Source organism: Tahibacter soli (genome assembly GCF_025717065.2).
GTDB classification, from domain to species: Bacteria; Pseudomonadota; Gammaproteobacteria; order Xanthomonadales; family Rhodanobacteraceae; genus Tahibacter; species Tahibacter soli.
On record NZ_JAOVZO020000017.1, the window covers coordinates 232,240 to 249,318 of the forward strand.

Here is a 17,079-nt window from a genome sequence, read left to right on the forward strand (position 1 = left end):
GTTATTCGAATCCGCTCCGGAACACCGGATCTGCCGTCGCGGTTTCCGAATACGTATACAGTTTCACCGTCGTCGCGTTCGCCGAGCCCGAGACCCAGGCGACGCCGCCCGACGGCGTCGCGCGCAGCGAATCGTCGCGTGCGTTCCACGACACGCCGAGCGTCTGCACTTCTTCGGCGGCGACGCCGAACGCGCCGTCGCCGTCGACCACGCCGAGCAGGTAGCGCGTCGGCGAACTCGCTCGCCAGCCGACGAGAAAGCGTTCCGGCAGGCCGTTGCCGATGCGCGCGATGACCGGATCGCGCTCGGTGCTGCCGTCGGTGTTCGTCAGCCATCGGGTCGTCGCGTTGGCGCCGCCGCTGCCGAACGTGATGAGGCCGATGCCCTTGGCGTCGCAGCAGTCGCGGTGCTGTGCCGCGAACGCGAGCTTCCACGTCGACGCGCCCGGCGCGAGCTGGCCGAACTGCGCATACACCGTGCCGTTGCAGCCCGCGTCGGCGGTGAACAGGCTGCGGCTGTTGTTCACGAGGATGCCCTTGTTCGAATAGCAGTCGGACACGCACATCGACGTCATCGCGTTCAGGCCCGGATGAAAACCGACGAGACCCGCCATCTGGTGCGAGCAGCCCCATTCCCAGCCGCCGGCGGCGATATTGCCGTTCTGGTCGAGATACGCGAGCTGGTCGCCTTCGTGGCCGTCGAAGCCGCCGGCCGTGCCGTGCACCGCGAAGTATGCGGCGTAACGGTTGTTGCCGAACGCGAGGCGGCCGTCGCCGGTGTTCATCTGCGCGATCGCGGTGGAATTGGGAATGACCGTCGAGAACGTCTGCGCGTTCGCGTCGGTGCGCCGCGTCAGGCGTATCGCGCCGCTGGCGCTCGTGCGCAGCAGCACCGCGAATCCGCCGTCGTCGTGCGCGACGAGGCCGCGCACTTCTTCGCCGGCATAGTCGTACGTCGCGGCGATGCCGGCCGTGCCGACGAGGCTGACGTGCGCGGCGCCGTTGCGATCGGTCCAGCCGAGCCAGTGACGCCCGTCGGTACGCGGCGCGAGATACAGGCGCGGGCCGAGCGTGCAGTTGCCGCCGATGCAGTAGCTCGACTGCGACGCCTGCAGCGCGACCGGCAATGTGAGGGTGGTGGTCTGTATGCGATCGCCGATCGGACCTGCGGCGGCGCTCGATGCCGCGGTCGCGGCGCACGCGAACGCCGCGAGGCGTAGAAGATTCATCAGTGGTTTCTGCGAGCCGTTGCGGGCCGCGACGCTAACACCGGTTTCGTTCGGCTTGCGTTAACCGGAAGTAAGAAAGCGCAGATCGAGCGACTGCGCGACCGCGAGCACCGCTGCCGTGGCGGCGTCGAGCGCCGCGTCGCGTGCCGCGATGCGAGGTCGCGCGTCGAGCGTGCACGCGAGCGCGCGTTCGAGCAGCGCCGCGTACGCGGCGGCGAGATCGTCGGCCTGCTGCGGCGAGAGCAGGCCCGCATCGCGCGCCACGGGAATCAGCCGCGCGGTGCTGCTTTCGCGCAGCAGCGCCGGCGTCTCGTGCGCGTGCGCGAGCACGAGCGCCTGCAGCGTGAACTCGATATCGAGCAGCGCGCCGGCGCCCTGCTTGAGATCGAGTTCGGCCGCGCTCGACCGATCGCGTTCGGCGCGCCAGCGCGTGCGCATCTGCGCGACGTGGCGCATCACTTCGGCGCGGTCGCGTGCGGCGCCGAGCACGCCGGCGCGCGCGTCGGCGAAGCGCCGGCCGAGCGATGCGTCGCCGGCGAGAAAGCGCGAACGCACGAGCGCCTGGTGCTCCCACGTCCACGCGCGGTCGCGCTGGTAGTCGGCGAAGCCCTGCACGCTCGTGACGAGCAGGCCCTTGCCGCCGTCGGGCCGCAGGCGCACGTCGACTTCGTACAATCGCCCGGCGCGCGTCAGCGTGGTCAGAAGATGCACGACCCGCTGCGCGATGCGCGCGTAGTAGCGCTGGCCGTCGAGCGGTTTGTGGCCGTCGCTTTCGACCTGTCCGAGCCTCTCGTCGTACAGAAAGACGAGATCGAGATCCGACGCGAAGCCGAGTTCCGACGCGCCGAGGCTGCCGTAGCCGAGGATGCCGAGGCCGCTGCCGGTGCCGGCGTAGCCGGCGGGACGGCCGTGCTGACGCAGCGCGTCGCGTTCGGCGTACGCGAGCACCGTGGCGATGATCGCCTCGGCGAGCACGGCGAGGCGCCGCGCGGTCGCGACGGCGTCGGCGCGGCGACCCAGGAACGCGAGACCCAGTCGAAATCCGAGGCTGTGTTTCAACTCCTGCAGGACTTCGATTTCGGCCTCGGCGTCGGCGTCGTCGAGCGTCGCGGTGCGCCGCGCGATTTCGCGGCCGATCTCGGCGCGGTCGACCGGCACCTGCTCGAGCCGCGGATCGAACAGGTCGTCGATCAGCAGCGGATGGGCGATCACGCGTTCGGCGAGCCAGGCGCTGTCGGCGAACAGCGCGATCAGGCGCCGGCGCGCGCCCGGTTGTTCGTCGAGCAGCACGAGATACGCCGCGCGCCGCACGATGGCGTGCAGGAGGCGCACGAGGCGTTCGAGACAGGCCGACGGCGAGCGCGTCGCCGCGGCCGCCTGCAAGAGCTGCGGCATCAGGCGGTCGAAGCGTTCGCGCGAGCCGGCGGCCATGCTGCGCACGGCCGGCGAGCGCACGAGGCCGAGCAGCGCCTCGCGCACCGGTTCTGCCGGCACGAAGCCCATGGCGGCGAGCGCGCGCGCGTCGGCGCCGTCGTCGTCGAGACCGCGCCACAGTTCGGTCCACGCGGTCGGCGCGCTCGTGTCGATGCCTTGTACCGGCGCGAGCAGCGCCGCGTATTCCTCGGCCACGACGCGGCGCTCTTCGGCGAGCGCGGCGAGAAACGCGTCGACGTTCGCGAAGTCGAGCGCCGCGGCGATGCGGGCACGCAGATCGGCGTCGGCGGGCAGCGCGTGCGTCTGTTCGTCGCGCAGCATCTGCAGCCGGTTTTCGACACGGCGCAGAAACACGTACGCCTTGCGCAGCCGCGCCGCGCGCGCGCGTTCGAGCACGCCGATCTGTTCGCACGCGGCGAGCGCGGGCAACAGGCCGCGCACGCGCAGCGAGGGCTCGCGCCCGCCGCGGATCATTTGCAACAACTGTGCGATGAACTCGATTTCGCGGATGCCGCCGGGCCCGAGCTTGAGGTTGTCGGAAAGATCCTTGCGCGCGACTTCGGCGTCGATCAGCGCCTTCATTTCACGCAGGCCGGCGAACGCGGTGTAGTCGAGGTAGCGCCGATACACGAACGGCCGCAGCGTCTCGGTCAGCCGTTTGCCGGCAGGCAGGTCGCCGGCGACCGGCCGCGCCTTGATCCACGCGTAGCGTTCCCAGTTGCGGCCTTCGCGCTGGTAGTACTGCTCCATCGCGGCGAAGCTCAGCGCGACGCGGCCGGCGTTGCCGAACGGGCGCAGGCGCAGATCGACGCGGTAGACGTAGCCGTCCGGCGTCACCTCGGCGAGCAGGCGCACCATCTGCTGGCCGAGGCGCGCGTAATACGTTTCGTTGTCGACGACGCGGGCGCCGTCGGTCTGTCCGTTTTCGGCGTAGGCGAGTATCAGATCGACGTCGGACGAGAAATTGAGCTCGCCGCCGCCGAGCTTGCCGAGGCCGAGCACGACGAGCCGCTGCGGGCGGCCGGCCGCGTCGCGCGGTACGCCGTGCCGCGCGGCGAGCGGACTCTCCGCGTAGCGCAGCGCCGCTTCGAGGCACGTTTCGGCGAGCGCTGTGGAGCCGGCGAGCGTGTCGGCGACTTCGTCGAGCCCGTTGACGTCGCGCCAGATCAGGCGCAGCGCCTCGCGTTTGCGGAATTTGCGCAACAGCGCGAGCTGGCGCGCCTCGTCGCGTTCGCCGGCGTCGAGCTGGTGCGCGCGCGCGTCGGCCTGGCGCGGGTCGCTCATGAGCATCAGCGCGTCGGGTGCGAGCAGCGCGGGTGCGCGCGAGAAACAATCGAACGCGAAATCGCTCGCGAGCAGCACGCGCTGCAGCTGCTCGGCGACGCCGGCGTCGTCGTAGAACGGCACGCCGGCTTCGCGGCAGCGCGCGAGCAGGCGCGCGTAGCGCGATTCGAGGAAGTCGGCGTGCGGCGACGCGGTCGGATTCGGCATGGGCTGCCGATTGTAGCGGCGTTGCCGGGAAAGAACCCCCTCCGCGGACGGAGGGGGTTCGAAACGCGAATACCGCTCGCGGTTTAGCGAACGACGAGTTCGAAGCCGTTCGCGAAGATCGAATCCGGCAGGTTGCACGCGCTGCCGTAGAACACGCGCACGTCGTCGACCCAGAAGCCCGGGTCGGCGGCGGTCAGGCTCACGTCGCTCTTGAAGCGGAAGCGGAACGTGACGTTGCGGCCGAGGAAATCGGTCATGTCGACCGCGACGCGCCGCCAGCCGCTCGACGAGCCGTGCCACGCCGTGCGCGCGCCGAACGAACCGTTCGCGTTCATCGCACCGTTATACCCGCCCGCGGTGAAGCGGTTCGCGTTCGCCGGCACGGGCGCCTGCGCGCCGAGGATGTCGGTCCACGTCGTGCCGCCGTCGAGCGAGTATTCGAGCAGCGCGCCGTCGTAGTTCTGCTCGGTGTTGTAGCGGATGTACGCCTCGAAGATCGTCGACGGATTGTTCAGCACCGCGACCGGCGAAGCGGTCGTCAGGAAGTGCTCGCTCGGCGTATCCGGCGCCGGCGTGAACCAGGAATGCGTCGGCGAGTTCGACTGCGTGGTGACGATCGAGAAATTCGCGCCGGCGCCGCTGCCGGCCACGGTCCACGCGGACGTGCCGCCTTCGGCGTCGTCGGCGAACGCGTTCGTGTTCGGGCCGGCCGGCGTCGCGCTCCTCACCGCGGTGTTCGTGTCCGAAAGACCCGCGGCGCAGATGCCGCTGCCGGTGCCGGACGAATCCTCGGCGCGCACGATGTAGTGGTACTGCGTTGCCGGCTGCACGTTCGGATCGTTGAACGTCGTGCCGGTGACGCAGGTCGCGACCGCATTGCCGGCCGACGGCACGAACGGCGTCGTCGTCGAGCGGAACACGTTGAAGCGCATCTGTCCGCCGCCGCCGCAGTTCGGCGAAGCGGTCGCCCAGTTCACGTTGATCGCGCAGCCCGCCGTTCCGGCGCTCGCCGCGGACGTCGCACCCGCGAACGTCGGCGAGAGCGTGCACGCGCCGGTCGCGGTCGCGCTCGAGCACGTGCTCTGCGTCGATTCGCACGGCTCGTTGCTGACCGACGTCACCTTGTAGCTGTAGGTCGACGCGCCGGAGACGGTCGTGTCGGCGTAACTCGTGACATTATCCACTTCGGCAATCTGCGCATAGTTGCCGCCGGGGCAGGCGCCGTCCGAGCGCAGAATGCGGTATTTCGTGACGCCGGCCGTCGCGGTCCACGTGACGGTGATCTGGTTCGGCGCGGTCGCGGTCGCCGAGATGTTCGTCGGCGCGTCCGGCCGCGTGCACGCGTTGATGCCGTCGATGAACTGCGCGGTGCCGCCGCCGACCGGGTCGAGCCAGGTCTTGGCGGCGGTGGCAGTCGTGCCGCCGCCTTCCCACGCCATCGCGAGTCGGCCGTAGTAGTCGGACAGATCCGCGCCGGTCGAGCCGCAGGCCGACGGGCCGCCGCTCAGCACGCCGACGAGGCGATGGTCGGCGTTGTACAGCGGCGAACCGGACGAGCCGCCGAGCGTCGCGCCGGCGACGACCGACGACGGCGGCGGCTGGATGCCCGGCAGGATCGGCGGGGTCGGATCCCAGAACGGATGCAGGTGCGTCGTGCCCGACGGCGTGCCGTAGCCCGAGATCGCCATGGTCGACTCGACGAACGTGATGCGCTTTTCGTCGACGCCGGGATGGTGGATCGTCGCGCACAGGCCGCTGGTCGACGTCGGATCGCCCGGCGCGGCGCACGTATGCGCCTGGTCGCGGCGGTCCCAGCCGCCCCAGTAGTGGTTGTACGCCGGATTGAGCGGCTGCACGAATTCGATCAGCGAGAAGTCGGCCGTGCTGGTCGAGCCCGTGCGCATGCGGAACGCCGCGCCGTTGTAGGTGGTGTTCGGCTTGGGAATCACCGCGCCGTTGTTCGCCGTGCCGGGCGTGCGGCATGTCGGCGATTCGTAGTTCCAGTACGCGACGACGGTGGCCGCGACGGTATCGTTGCTGACCGCGCAATGTCCGGCCGTCGCGAACAGCAGCTTGCGGTCGTTCGCGGTGTTGTTCACGAGCGAGCCGGAGCACTGGTCGGTCGCGCCGAGCGAGTAGCCCGCGACCGCGCGGCGCTGGTTGTTCCACGGATCGGAAGGACCCAGGCAGGCCACGTCCATCATGCAGTCGCCGGCCTTGCAGTGCTTGGCGCGCGCGCCGAAGCCGCGATAGCCGTGGCCGACCTTCACGAGCTTGAGCTGCAGCTCGTCGCGCACGGCCGGCGGCACGGTCAGTTCGAGCACCGCGTCGGGGGAAAGCAGCACTTCGGTCCACCACTGGCCGGTGGACAGGTTGTTCGCATCGGTCAGCGTCTTGAGCGACGTCTTGCCGTCGAGCGAGCGGATCGAGAGCGTCGCGCCCGGCGGCAGATGAAACGGATTGAAGCCGAAGTTGAGGTGCGCCGCGTCGCCCGTGACGACCTCGAATTTCCAGACGAGATTGCCGTCGGCCTTGGTCGACCACGTGCCGTAGCCGGCCGGCGTGACCGCAAGGTCGCGGCCGATGGCGAAGCGGTAGGGCCCGTTGCCCTTGTAATCGTTGAGTCCGTCTTCTCCGGCGATCTTCACCATGTCGAGATCGTCGAACGTCACCCTCGATTTGTCCGCATTGAAACCGGCCGCTCCCGCGACCCCCGAAATTCCCACGAAAAGCGCCAGGATGAACCCGGCGAACATCTTCTTGCTCACGGTATGACCCTCGGTTGCGTCGACCCTTGCCGCCACGCGAGCGCCTTCAAGGCGCATGCGTTCGCGGCCCCGAGCACCGGTTCCGATACGTGATTTCGCCCCTGTTTGCCGTCCGAAAACCCCGCACTAGGACCCGATACCGAGCATCCCTGCGACTGCGGACTGACGCCACCCCCGGCCGTCCGCGGTTTTCATGCGCGCAAAAAAACCCGCCGCAGTGCGATCTGCGACGGGTTCCCTCCCGGCAAGCTTCTGATGAGCTTGCGCGTTGGGGATTTTCGCGATCTTCACGCGCCAGTCACGCGGCGGTGCAGCATGAAGGCTATCCATACGCCTGAATACAAAACTCGCCGCAAGGCGCCGTTCCGGCTCAGGTTTGTTGCGATTTGTACGGCCGGATTCTGCCGTTCCGCGCGAGATCGGGCGCCTGTGCCGCGCGAGCGGCAGCGCCCGGGCCGAACATGCCGGGCTGTAATAACCGCATAACCCCCCATCCTTTCCGCGCTGTCGGGCCGAGCCATAGCATCGTGTTACTGCGGGCGTTTAGACGTCCAAATCTTTCGGTGACGCTCATGTCCGCCAACGCCGCTCTGCCCCTGATCCCGCTGCCCGAAGAGAAGGCCGCCCAGCTCGCGCGCGTCGTCGACGGGCTCGATACCGCCGCGTTGTGGTGGCTGTCCGGCTACGCCGCGGGTCTCGCCTCGCAACCGGCCGCGCTGCCGCGCGCCGTGGGCGCGGCGCTTGCGAAGGAGCCGTCCGCGCAGCAGCGCCTGACGATCGTGTTCGGCAGTCAGACCGGCAATTCCCGGCGCGTGGCCGAACAGCTCGCGAGCAAGGCCGAAGCGGCGGGCCTCGCCGTGCGCCTCGTGCGCGCCGATGCCTACCCGACGCGCGAAATCAAAAACGAGCGCCTGCTGTACGTCGTCATCAGCACGCTGGGCGACGGCGATCCGCCGGACGACGCGCGCGGCTTCGTCGAATTCCTCGCCGGCAAGCGCGCGCCGGAACTGCCGGAACTCAAGTTCGGCGTGTTCGCGCTCGGCGATTCGAGCTACCCGCAGTTCTGCGCGATCGGCCGTCGCATCGACGAACGCCTGGCCGAACTCGGCGCCGTGCGTCTCGTCGATCGCGCCGACGCCGATCTCGACGTCGAACGCGCGGCCAAGCCGTGGCTCGACGCGGCGCTCGCCGCCGCGCGCGACGCGCTCAAGGCGCACGCGCCGCTCGCGACCGTTACGCCGCTGCGCCCGGTCGCGGCGCCCGCGTGGACCCGCGAGAGACCTTTCGCGGCCGAGGTGCTGGTGAACCAGCGGCTGACCGCGCGCGGCAGCGAAAAGGACATTCGCCACTTCGAGATTTCTCTCGAAGGTTCCGGTTTGAACTATGAGCCGGGCGATTCGCTCGGGGTGTGGCCGCGCAATCCGCCGGCGCTGGTCGACGCGGTGCTGCAGACGTTGAAGCTCGACGGCAACGCATCCGTGGGCCACGAGGAAACGACGCAGCCGCTGCGTCTGTGGCTGACCGAACACCGCGAGCTGACCAAGCTCGCGCGACCGTTCGTCGCGCACCACGCGGCGATCGCCGGCAGCGCGGAACTGAACCGCCTGCTGTCGCCCGATCACGCGCCGGCGCTCGTCAAGCTCCTGGCCGAGTACCAGGTGATCGACCTCCTGCGCGCGTTTCCGGCCGCGTGGTCGGCCGAGGAACTCGTCGCGGCGCTGCGTCCGCTGACGCCGCGGCTGTATTCGATCGCCTCGAGCCAGAAGGCGGTCGGCGACGAGGCGCATCTGACCGTCGCGCACGTCGCGTACGACGCGTTCGGCAGCGCGCACTGGGGCGCCGCGTCGAACTACCTCGCGCGCAGCGACGAAGCCGGCCGCGTGCCGGTGTTCGTCGAGCACAACGACCGCTTCCGCGTGCCGCGCGACGGCGCGCGCGACGTCGTCATGATCGGCCCCGGCACCGGCGTCGCGCCGTTCCGCGGCTTCGTGCAGGAACGCGCCGCGACCGGCGCCGCGGGCCGCAACTGGCTCTTCTTCGGCAACCCGCATTTCCGTTCCGATTTTCTGTATCAGACCGAGTGGCAGGACGCGCTGAAGAAAGGCGCGCTGACGCGGCTCGATCTCGCGTTCTCGCGCGACGCCGCGCACAAGGTCTACGTGCAGCACCGCATCAGCGAGCACGGCCGCGAGCTGTGGCAGTGGCTCGACGGCGGCGCGCACCTTTACGTCTGCGGCGACGCCGCGCGCATGGCCAAAGATGTGCACGAGGCGCTGATCGCGGTCGCGGTCGCGCACGGCGGCAAGAGCCGCGAGGACGCCGAAGCCTACGTCAACCAGTTGCAGCAACAGGGCAGGTACGCCCGAGACGTGTACTGAAATGAGCGCGATACTTTCACCCGTCGAAAAAATCAAAGCTGAAAGCCGTTTTCTGCGCGGCACGCTGAAGGAAAGTCTCGCCGACGCCGTCACCGGCGCGCTGCGCGAATCCGATACGCAGCTCATCAAGTACCACGGCAGCTACCAGCAGGACGATCGCGACCTGCGCGAAGAGCGCCGCATCGCCAAGCTCGAACCCGACTACAGCTTCATGATCCGCACGCGCACGCCGGGCGGCGTGGTGACGCCGGAGCAGTGGCTCAAGCTCGACGCGATCGCGACCGCGTACGCGAACGGCACGCTGCGCGTCACGACGCGCCAGGCGTTCCAGTTTCACGGCGTGATCAAGCGCGAACTGAAGCCCACGCTCGCGGCGATCAATGCCGCGCTGATCGACACGATCGCCGCGTGCGGCGACGTCAACCGCAACGTGCTCGTGGCGGCGAATCCGCATGTGTCGGCGGTGCACGCGACCGTGTACGACGACGCGCGCCGCCTGTCCGAATATTTCCTGCCGCGCACGCACGCCTACTACGAAATCTGGCTCGACCAGGAACAGGTCGGCGGCACGCCCGAGCACGAACCGATCTACGGACCGACGTACCTGCCGCGCAAGTTCAAGACCGCGTTCGCGGTGCCGCCGACGAACGACGTCGACACGTTCGCGAACGACCTCGGCTTCATCGCGATCGTCGAGAACGGCGACGTCGCCGGCTACAACGTGACGATCGGCGGCGGCTTCGGCGCCACGCACGGCGACGCCGCGACGTATCCGCGCCTGGCCGACGTGATCGGCTACGTCACGCGCGATCAGGTGCTCGCCGTCGCCGAGGGCGTGATCACGACGCAGCGCGACTGGGGCAATCGCAGCGACCGCAAGCGCTCGCGCCTGAAATACACGATCGACGACCGCGGCCTCGAGGCGTTCAAGAACGAAGTCGAACGGCGCGCCGGATTCACTCTCCTGCCGGCGCGTCCGTTCGCCTTCGACCACAACGGCGACCGTTTCGGCTGGACGCAGGGGCAGGACGGCCGCTGGCACCTGACCTTGCGCATCGAGGCCGGCCGCGTCGCCGATCGCGGCGGGCGCCGGCATCTGTCCGGCCTGCGCGCGATCGCCAAGGTGCACCACGGCGAGTTCCGCCTGACGCCGAACCAGAATCTCGTGATCGCGAACGTCGCGCCGGAAGATCGCGTCGGCATCGATCTCATCGTCGACGAATACGGTCTCGACGGATTTCGCCATGCCTCGCCGCTGCGCCTGAACGCGCTCGCGTGCGTCGCGCTGCCGACGTGCTCGCTCGCGATGGCAGAGGCCGAACGCTACCTGCCCGACTTTCTCGGCCGCGTCGAAACGCGCCTCGCCGCGCACGGCCTGCTCGACGCGCCGATCGGCCTGCGCATCTCCGGCTGTCCGAACGGCTGCTCGCGGCCGTATCTGGGCGAGATCGCGCTCGTCGGCAAGGCGCCCGGGCGCTACAACCTGATGCTCGGCGCCGACCATCGCGGCCAGCGCCTGAATCGTCTGTACAAAGAAAACATCGCCGAAACGGAAATATTGGACACGCTCGATCCGCTGTTCGCGGACTACGCGGCGCGACGCACGGAGGCCGAAGGCTTCGGCGATTTTCTCGTGCGCAGCGGCGTCGTTGCGGCGAAGCCGGCGATCGCGCTGGAGTTGCGCTCATGAGCATCCCCGATCTCGTCGCCGCGGCCGAAGACGCGCGCGCGCTGGCCGAACTCAACCGCTGGCTCGAAGGGCAGGACGCCGCCGACCGCGTCGCCTGGGCGATCGCGTCGCTGCCGCAGAGCCGCGCGCTGTCGACCTCGTTCGGCGCGCAGTCGGCCGCGGCGCTGCATCTGGTCACCAGCCAGACGCCCGACATCCCCGTGATCCTGATCGACACCGGTTATCTGTTCCCGGAAACGTATCGGTTCGCCGACGAGATGACGCAGCGCCTGAACCTCAATCTCAAGGTGTATCGCGCGACGCTCAGCCGCGCGTGGATGGAGGCGCGCTACGGCCGGCTGTGGGAAAACGGTGTCGAAGGCATCGACGAATACAACCGCGTGCGCAAGGTCGAACCGATGCGGCGCGCGCTCGACGATCTCGGCGTGCGCACGTGGTTCGCCGGCCTGCGCCGCGCGCAGGCGCGCACGCGCGCCGACGCCGACGTGCTCGAATTGAAGGGCGGACGCTGGAAATTCCAGCCGCTCGTCGACTGGAGCGACCGCGACGTCTGGCAATACCTCAAGGCCCACGACCTGCCTTATCACCCGCTGTGGGAAGAAGGCTACGTGTCGATCGGCGACGTGCACACGACGTCGCGCTGGGAGCCCGGCATGCGCGAGGAAGACACGCGCTTCTTCGGCCTCAAGCGGGAGTGCGGTATCCATGTGGATCTTTGAGCATCACGGCCGCGCCCGCGCGTTCCGATGTTGAACGCGCCGCCGCGCCCGTCTCCCACCTTCGGCATTTCCGGCGCTCGCACCCGAGCGCGCATCGAGATTTCGACGCCATGACCACGAACACCGCTCTTGCTCCGACCTTGCACGACACCTTAAATCCGCCGCACGGCGGCGTGCTCAAAGACCTCTACCTGCCGGCGCCCCAGGCCGCGGCGCTCAAACAGCACAGCGCGACGCTCGTCGGCTGGGATTTGTCCGCGCGGCAGCTGTGCGATCTCGAACTGCTGCTCAACGGCGCGTTTTCGCCGCTCGAAGGATTTCTCGCGCGCCGCGACTACGACCGCGTCGTCGACGAGCTGCGCCTGGCCGACGGCACGCTGTGGCCGATGCCGATCACGCTCGACGTGTCCGAGGCGTTCGCCGCGACCGTGCAGCCGGGTCAGCACGTCGCGCTGCGCGACAGCCAGGGCGTACCGCTCGCCGTGCTGACGGTCGAAGACATCTATTTTCCGGACAAGCTGCGCGAGGCGCGCGAGGTGTTCGGCACGACCGACACGACGCATCCGGGCGTGGCCGATCTCATCGAGCGCAGCCATCCGGTGTATCTCGGCGGCAAGGTGCGCGGCATCGCGCCGCCGCAGCACTATGATTTTCCCGAGCTGCGCGATACGCCGCGCGGTCTGCGCGAGTGGTTCGCCAGGAACGGCTGGGAAACGATCGTCGCGTTCCAGACGCGCAATCCGATGCACCGCGCGCACCGCGAGCTGACCTTGCGCGCGGCCGAGCAGGTGGGCGGCAAGCTCCTGATCCAGCCGGTGGTCGGCCGCACCAAGCCCGGCGACGTCGACCACTACACGCGCGTTCGCTGCTATCGCGCGCTGCTGCCGCACTATCCGAAGAACGACGCGACCCTATCGCTGCTGCCGCTCGCGATGCGCATGGGCGGCCCGCGCGAGGCGGTGTGGCACGCGATCATCCGCAAGAACTACGGCGCGTCGCACTTCATCGTCGGCCGCGACCATGCCGGTCCGGGCAACGACAGGAGCGGCAAGCCGTTCTACGATCCGTTCGCGGCGCAGGAGCTGCTCGCGCGTCATCAGCAGGAGCTCGGCATCCGCATCGTGCCGTTTCCGGCGATGGTCTACGTCGAAAATCGCGACACGTACGTGCCGTCGAACGAGGTGAAGGCCGACGACGTCGTCAAGGACATCTCCGGCACCGAACTGCGCCGGCGCCTCGCGACCGGCGAGCACATTCCGGAATGGTTTACTTTTCCCGAAGTGGTCGAGATCCTGCGCGAGCGCCATCCGGCCGGCGGCGGCAAGGGTGCCGCGCTGTTCTTCACGGGGCTGTCGGGTTCGGGCAAGTCGACCCTGGCCGAAGCGGTGATCGCCAAGCTGCTGGAAACGTCGAGCCGTTCGATCACGCTGCTCGACGGCGACGAAGTGCGCAAGAACCTGTCGAAGGGCCTGGGCTTTTCGCGCGAGGACCGCGCGGCGAACGTCACGCGCATCGGCTGGGTCGCGAGCGAAATCGTGCGGCACGGCGGCATCGCGATCTGCGCGCCGATCGCGCCGTACGCCGACACGCGCGCGCAAGTGCGCAGGCTCGTGCAGCAGCACGGCGAATTCGTCGAAATCTACGTCTCCACGCCGATCGCGGTGTGCGAAGGCCGCGACCGCAAAGGGCTGTACGCGCAGGCGCGTGCCGGCAAGATCCCGCAGTTCACCGGCGTTTCCGATCCCTATGAGGTGCCGGCGAATCCGGAACTCGCGTTCGACACGAGCGACGCCGATCCGGCGCTGATCGCCAATCAGGTGCTGGCGTTTCTGCGCAATCGCGGGGTGCTGGCGAGCTGAGCGCTTGCGGTTGCGGTGAATAGGGCCGATATTCTCCGCAATGAATGCGGAGAATATCGGCCGGTATATCCACGAACGCGGCGACTGGCCGTTTTTTGTGTGGAACGAGGCGGCGCTCGCCGACACGCTTGCGGCCGTTCGCTACCGGCAGGGCCGGCTGTTCGGCCGCATGGCGGCGCTCGGTTTCGAACTGCGTGCCGAGGCCGTGTTGCACGCGTTGACGCAGGACGTGGTCAAGTCGAGCGAAATCGAAGGCGACGTGCTCGACGATGTACAGGTGCGCTCGTCGATCGCGCGGCGCCTGGGCATAGACATTGGCGCACTCGCGCCGGTCGACCGTCACGTCGACGGTGTCGTCGAGATGATGCTCGACGCGACGCAGAACTATGCCGCGCCCCTGACCGCGCAGCGGCTGTTCGGCTGGCACGCGGCGCTGTTTCCGACCGGCTACAGCGGTATGGCGAAGATTGCCGTGGGCACGTGGCGCGACGATGCCACCGGGCCGATGCAGGTCGTTTCCGGGCCGATCGGCCGGCAGAAAGTTCACTTCGAGGCACCGGCCGCGGCGCGCCTGCCGGCCGAAATGACCGCCTTCGTCGACTGGTTCAACGCTGCGGCGACGCTCGATCCGGTACTCAAATCCGCGCTCGCGCACCTGTGGTTCGTGACGATCCATCCGTTCGACGACGGCAACGGCCGCATCGCGCGCGCGATCGCCGACATGGCGCTGGCGCGCGCCGAGGACAGCCCGCAACGCTTCTACAGCATGTCGGCGCAGATCCGGATCGAGCGCGACGACTACTACGCGATGCTCGAAACGACGCAGAAGGGCGATCTCGACGTCACGCGCTGGCTGCATTGGTTTCTTGGCTGTCTCGATCGTGCGTTCGACGGTGCCGAAGCCACGCTCGCCGGCGTGCTGCGCAAGGCGAAGCTGTGGGATTCGCTCGCCGGCGTCGCGCTGAACGAGCGGCAGCGCAAGGTGATCAACCGACTGCTCGACGGGTTCGAGGGAAAGTTGACGTCGACGAAATGGGCCGCGTTGACGAAGACGTCGGCCGACACGGCGCTGCGCGACATCGGCGAACTCGTGACGCTGGGCGTGCTCGTCAAGGACGAGGGCGGCGGACGCAATACCCGCTATTCGCTCGCGCCCGGTCGCTGACCCGCCAACGAAAACGGCGCCGCAAGGGCGCCGTTTTCTGTCGCTTCGTATGGCCGTTCGCTCAGCCGCGCCCGCGCCGCGCGCGGAATTCGTCGAGCGCCTGCGCCATGTCGTCGGCCATCGGCTCGATCGTCTCGCGCGCCTTTTCGGTCGCGTTCAACGTGGTGAAATTGACCTGTTCGGTCCAGCCCGCGCCGAGCGCGCGGCGACCCCGCATCGCGAACGCGCGCATCGAGATCTGCGCCGTGTACAAGGTCGACGCCTGGCCGTAGTACGTGAGCACCTGCGAGCCGACCGGGCGCACGAACACGACGACCGCCGCGTTCGCGCGACCGCCGAGGCGGCCGAAGTCGGCATCGCCGTCGTCGTGCGCGCGACCGCCGTCGATCACGTTGAAGCCCTGGCGCTGCAGCGCGCGCGTGACTTCCTGTCGTGCCGGCCCCGCGATCGCGCTGTCGCCGCCGACGATCACCGCGATGGTCGGGATCTTCGGCTCGGCCGGCGCGCTCGGCGTTTCCGGCGGCGCGGCCTTGGCGATGCGCGGACCGGGCGCTTCGGCGCCCGCCCGCGCGGCGGCGAGATCGCGCACCGCGTCGATGTCGTTCGACGCGCGCGGTGCCGGCGCGTTCGACGGCGAGGCCGTCGCGAGCGTCTGCGCGGCCGGATCGGTGCTCGCCGCGACGTTCGCCGGCACCGCGATCGCGTTCGGATCGGGCGTCTGCGCGGTCGCGACGTTCGCGGACGGCGGTGTGGTCGCGGCATTCGGGTCGGCGACGGCGTTCGGCGGCGGCACGCTGGACGCCGTCGTGTTCGTCGCGGTCGCGTTCGGATCGGTTGCCGCGGCCGTCGTCGTCGCCGGCAGCGTGCTCGGCGCGGTGTTCTGCGCGGTCGTCGCGGCCGGTTGCGTGGTCGTGGCCGGCGGCTGCGGCGTTGCCGGCGGCGGCGCGACGCTCGTCGTGGCGGCCGGCGTCGTCGTGGTCGTCGTGGCAGTGGTCGTCGTTGCGTCGCCGCCGTTCAGGAACGGAATCTGGCTGCGGAACGCCCACGCGCCGCCGCCGAGGGCGACGAGCAGCGTCGCGGCGATCGCCCACGGCAGCGCCGACGATTTGCGCTGCGGCTGCGCGGCGCCCGGGGACGTCGCGCGGTCGAGCACCGACGCGCGCGGCGCCGGCGGCGGCGTCGGCATCGAGGCGGCCTGCGTCGGCGCCGCATACGCGCCGGGACGCGGCGTCGGCTGCGTCTGCGGCAGCGGGCGCTGGCCCGACACCGGCGTCTTCATGCCGAGCACGGTCGCCGCCGCGGTGGAAATCTGCGGCTTGAGATTGATCGTCTGCGTGCCGCCCGCGAGCAGCGGATGGCGCGCGAGATCGTTCGCGAGTTCCTGGCAGCTCTGATAGCGGTCGTTCGGGTCCTTCGCGATCATGCGGCCGAGGATGCGCGACAGCTCCGGGTCGACGTCGGCGTTCAGCAGGCGCACGTCCGGGATGTCGGCGCGCACCACTTCGAGCATCAGGCCGAGCGGCGATTCGTCGGTGAACGGCATGCGGCCGGTCAGCATCTCGAACAGCACGATGCCGAGCGAGAAGATGTCCGAGCGCTGGTCGACCGGCTTGCCGAGGCACACTTCCGGCGACAGATAGCCCGGCGTGCCGACGAATTCGCCGGTCGACGTGAGCTTCTTGGAAAAATCCTGCGTGACCAGCGCGATGCCGAAGTCGGCGATCTTGATCGCGCCGCGGCTCGTGACCATGAGGTTGCCGGGCTTGATGTCGCGATGGATCACGCCCTTGTCGTGCGCGGTGGTGAGGCCCTGCGCGGTCTGGTAGATCACGCGCGCGGCCTGGTCCGGCCGCAGTCGACCGTCGCGCTTGAGCATGGAGCCGAGCGATTCGCCCTCGACGAACTCCATCACGAAGAACGTCTGTCCTTCGTGCTCGCCGATGAAATAGATCTGGATGATGTGCGGGTCGTTCAGCGACGCCATGCTGCGCGCTTCGCGCAGGAAGCGCTCTTTCACGCTCTCGTCGTGCGCGAGCGATTCCGCCAGCACCTTGATGGCGACGTAGCGGTTGAGCGACGACTCGTAGCCCTTGTAGACCACGCCCATGCCGCCGCGGCCGAGTTCGGCGACGATGTCATAGTGGCCCAGCTGCGTTTTCATGGCGACTCCGGTTTGAGGCAAAACTGCCTGTTGACTCTGGCGGAAAGCTTAGCACCGTGGAATTTCGATGCCGTGCCGCGCTTGGCGAGCAACACATAACGCGCTTCTCGCGCCGATTGTGAGCCAATGCGCACTCCAGAACGTAAAAACGCCGCGAAAACGCACATCGGTTGCGCCGCAACATTT

Annotated in this window: 9 protein-coding genes; 5 read left to right on the forward strand and 4 right to left on the reverse strand. The window is 69.0% G+C overall.

Going from position 1 to position 17,079, the window contains the following annotated elements:
- Position 1 precedes the first annotated feature (1 nt).
- From OD750_RS12250 to OD750_RS12260, 3 genes are all read right to left on the reverse strand, one after another.
- Complete coding sequence (locus tag OD750_RS12250) at positions 2 to 1,228, reverse strand: hypothetical protein (protein ID WP_263545520.1); 1,227 nt, start codon at positions 1,226 to 1,228, stop codon at positions 2 to 4.
- Positions 1,229 to 1,288: 60 nt separating this feature from the next.
- Complete coding sequence (gene glnE, locus OD750_RS12255) at positions 1,289 to 4,153, reverse strand: bifunctional [glutamate--ammonia ligase]-adenylyl-L-tyrosine phosphorylase/[glutamate--ammonia-ligase] adenylyltransferase (protein WP_263545521.1); 2,865 nt, start codon at positions 4,151 to 4,153, stop codon at positions 1,289 to 1,291.
- Positions 4,154 to 4,236: 83 nt separating this feature from the next.
- The gene (locus tag OD750_RS12260; RefSeq protein WP_263545522.1) at positions 4,237 to 6,825 is read right to left on the reverse strand and encodes a fibronectin type III domain-containing protein; all 2,589 of its coding nucleotides are present in this window, start codon (positions 6,823 to 6,825) and stop codon (positions 4,237 to 4,239) included.
- 668 nt (positions 6,826 to 7,493) lie between these two features.
- Here OD750_RS12260 and OD750_RS12265 point away from each other — a divergent pair.
- The 5 genes from OD750_RS12265 to OD750_RS12285 all read left to right on the forward strand — a co-directional run bounded on the left by OD750_RS12265 (position 7,494) and on the right by OD750_RS12285 (position 14,732).
- Positions 7,494 to 9,299, forward strand: a complete 1,806-nt coding sequence (locus OD750_RS12265) for an assimilatory sulfite reductase (NADPH) flavoprotein subunit (protein WP_263545523.1) — start codon at positions 7,494 to 7,496, stop codon at positions 9,297 to 9,299.
- A 1-nt stretch (position 9,300) separates the two neighbouring features.
- Positions 9,301 to 10,989, forward strand: a complete 1,689-nt coding sequence (cysI, locus tag OD750_RS12270) for an assimilatory sulfite reductase (NADPH) hemoprotein subunit (protein WP_263545524.1) — start codon at positions 9,301 to 9,303, stop codon at positions 10,987 to 10,989.
- Positions 10,986 to 11,708, forward strand: a complete 723-nt coding sequence (locus tag OD750_RS12275; protein ID WP_263545525.1) for a phosphoadenylyl-sulfate reductase — start codon at positions 10,986 to 10,988, stop codon at positions 11,706 to 11,708. Before cysI ends, OD750_RS12275 begins: the two co-directional genes overlap by 4 nt.
- Positions 11,709 to 11,818: 110 nt before the next feature.
- On the forward strand, positions 11,819 to 13,567 hold the full coding sequence (locus OD750_RS12280) for a bifunctional sulfate adenylyltransferase/adenylylsulfate kinase (protein ID WP_263545526.1): 1,749 nt from the start codon (positions 11,819 to 11,821) through the stop codon (positions 13,565 to 13,567).
- 40 nt (positions 13,568 to 13,607) lie between these two features.
- Positions 13,608 to 14,732 carry a Fic family protein gene (locus OD750_RS12285; protein ID WP_263545527.1) on the forward strand — a complete coding sequence of 375 codons (1,125 nt, stop codon included), beginning with the start codon at positions 13,608 to 13,610 and terminating at the stop codon, positions 14,730 to 14,732.
- A gap of 61 nt (positions 14,733 to 14,793) precedes the next feature.
- On the opposite strand, the gene OD750_RS12290 is transcribed toward OD750_RS12285, so the two are convergent.
- A complete protein-coding gene (locus OD750_RS12290) occupies positions 14,794 to 16,893 on the reverse strand; it encodes a serine/threonine-protein kinase (RefSeq protein ID WP_263545528.1) in 2,100 nt (699 codons plus the stop codon).
- Positions 16,894 to 17,079 lie beyond the last annotated feature (186 nt).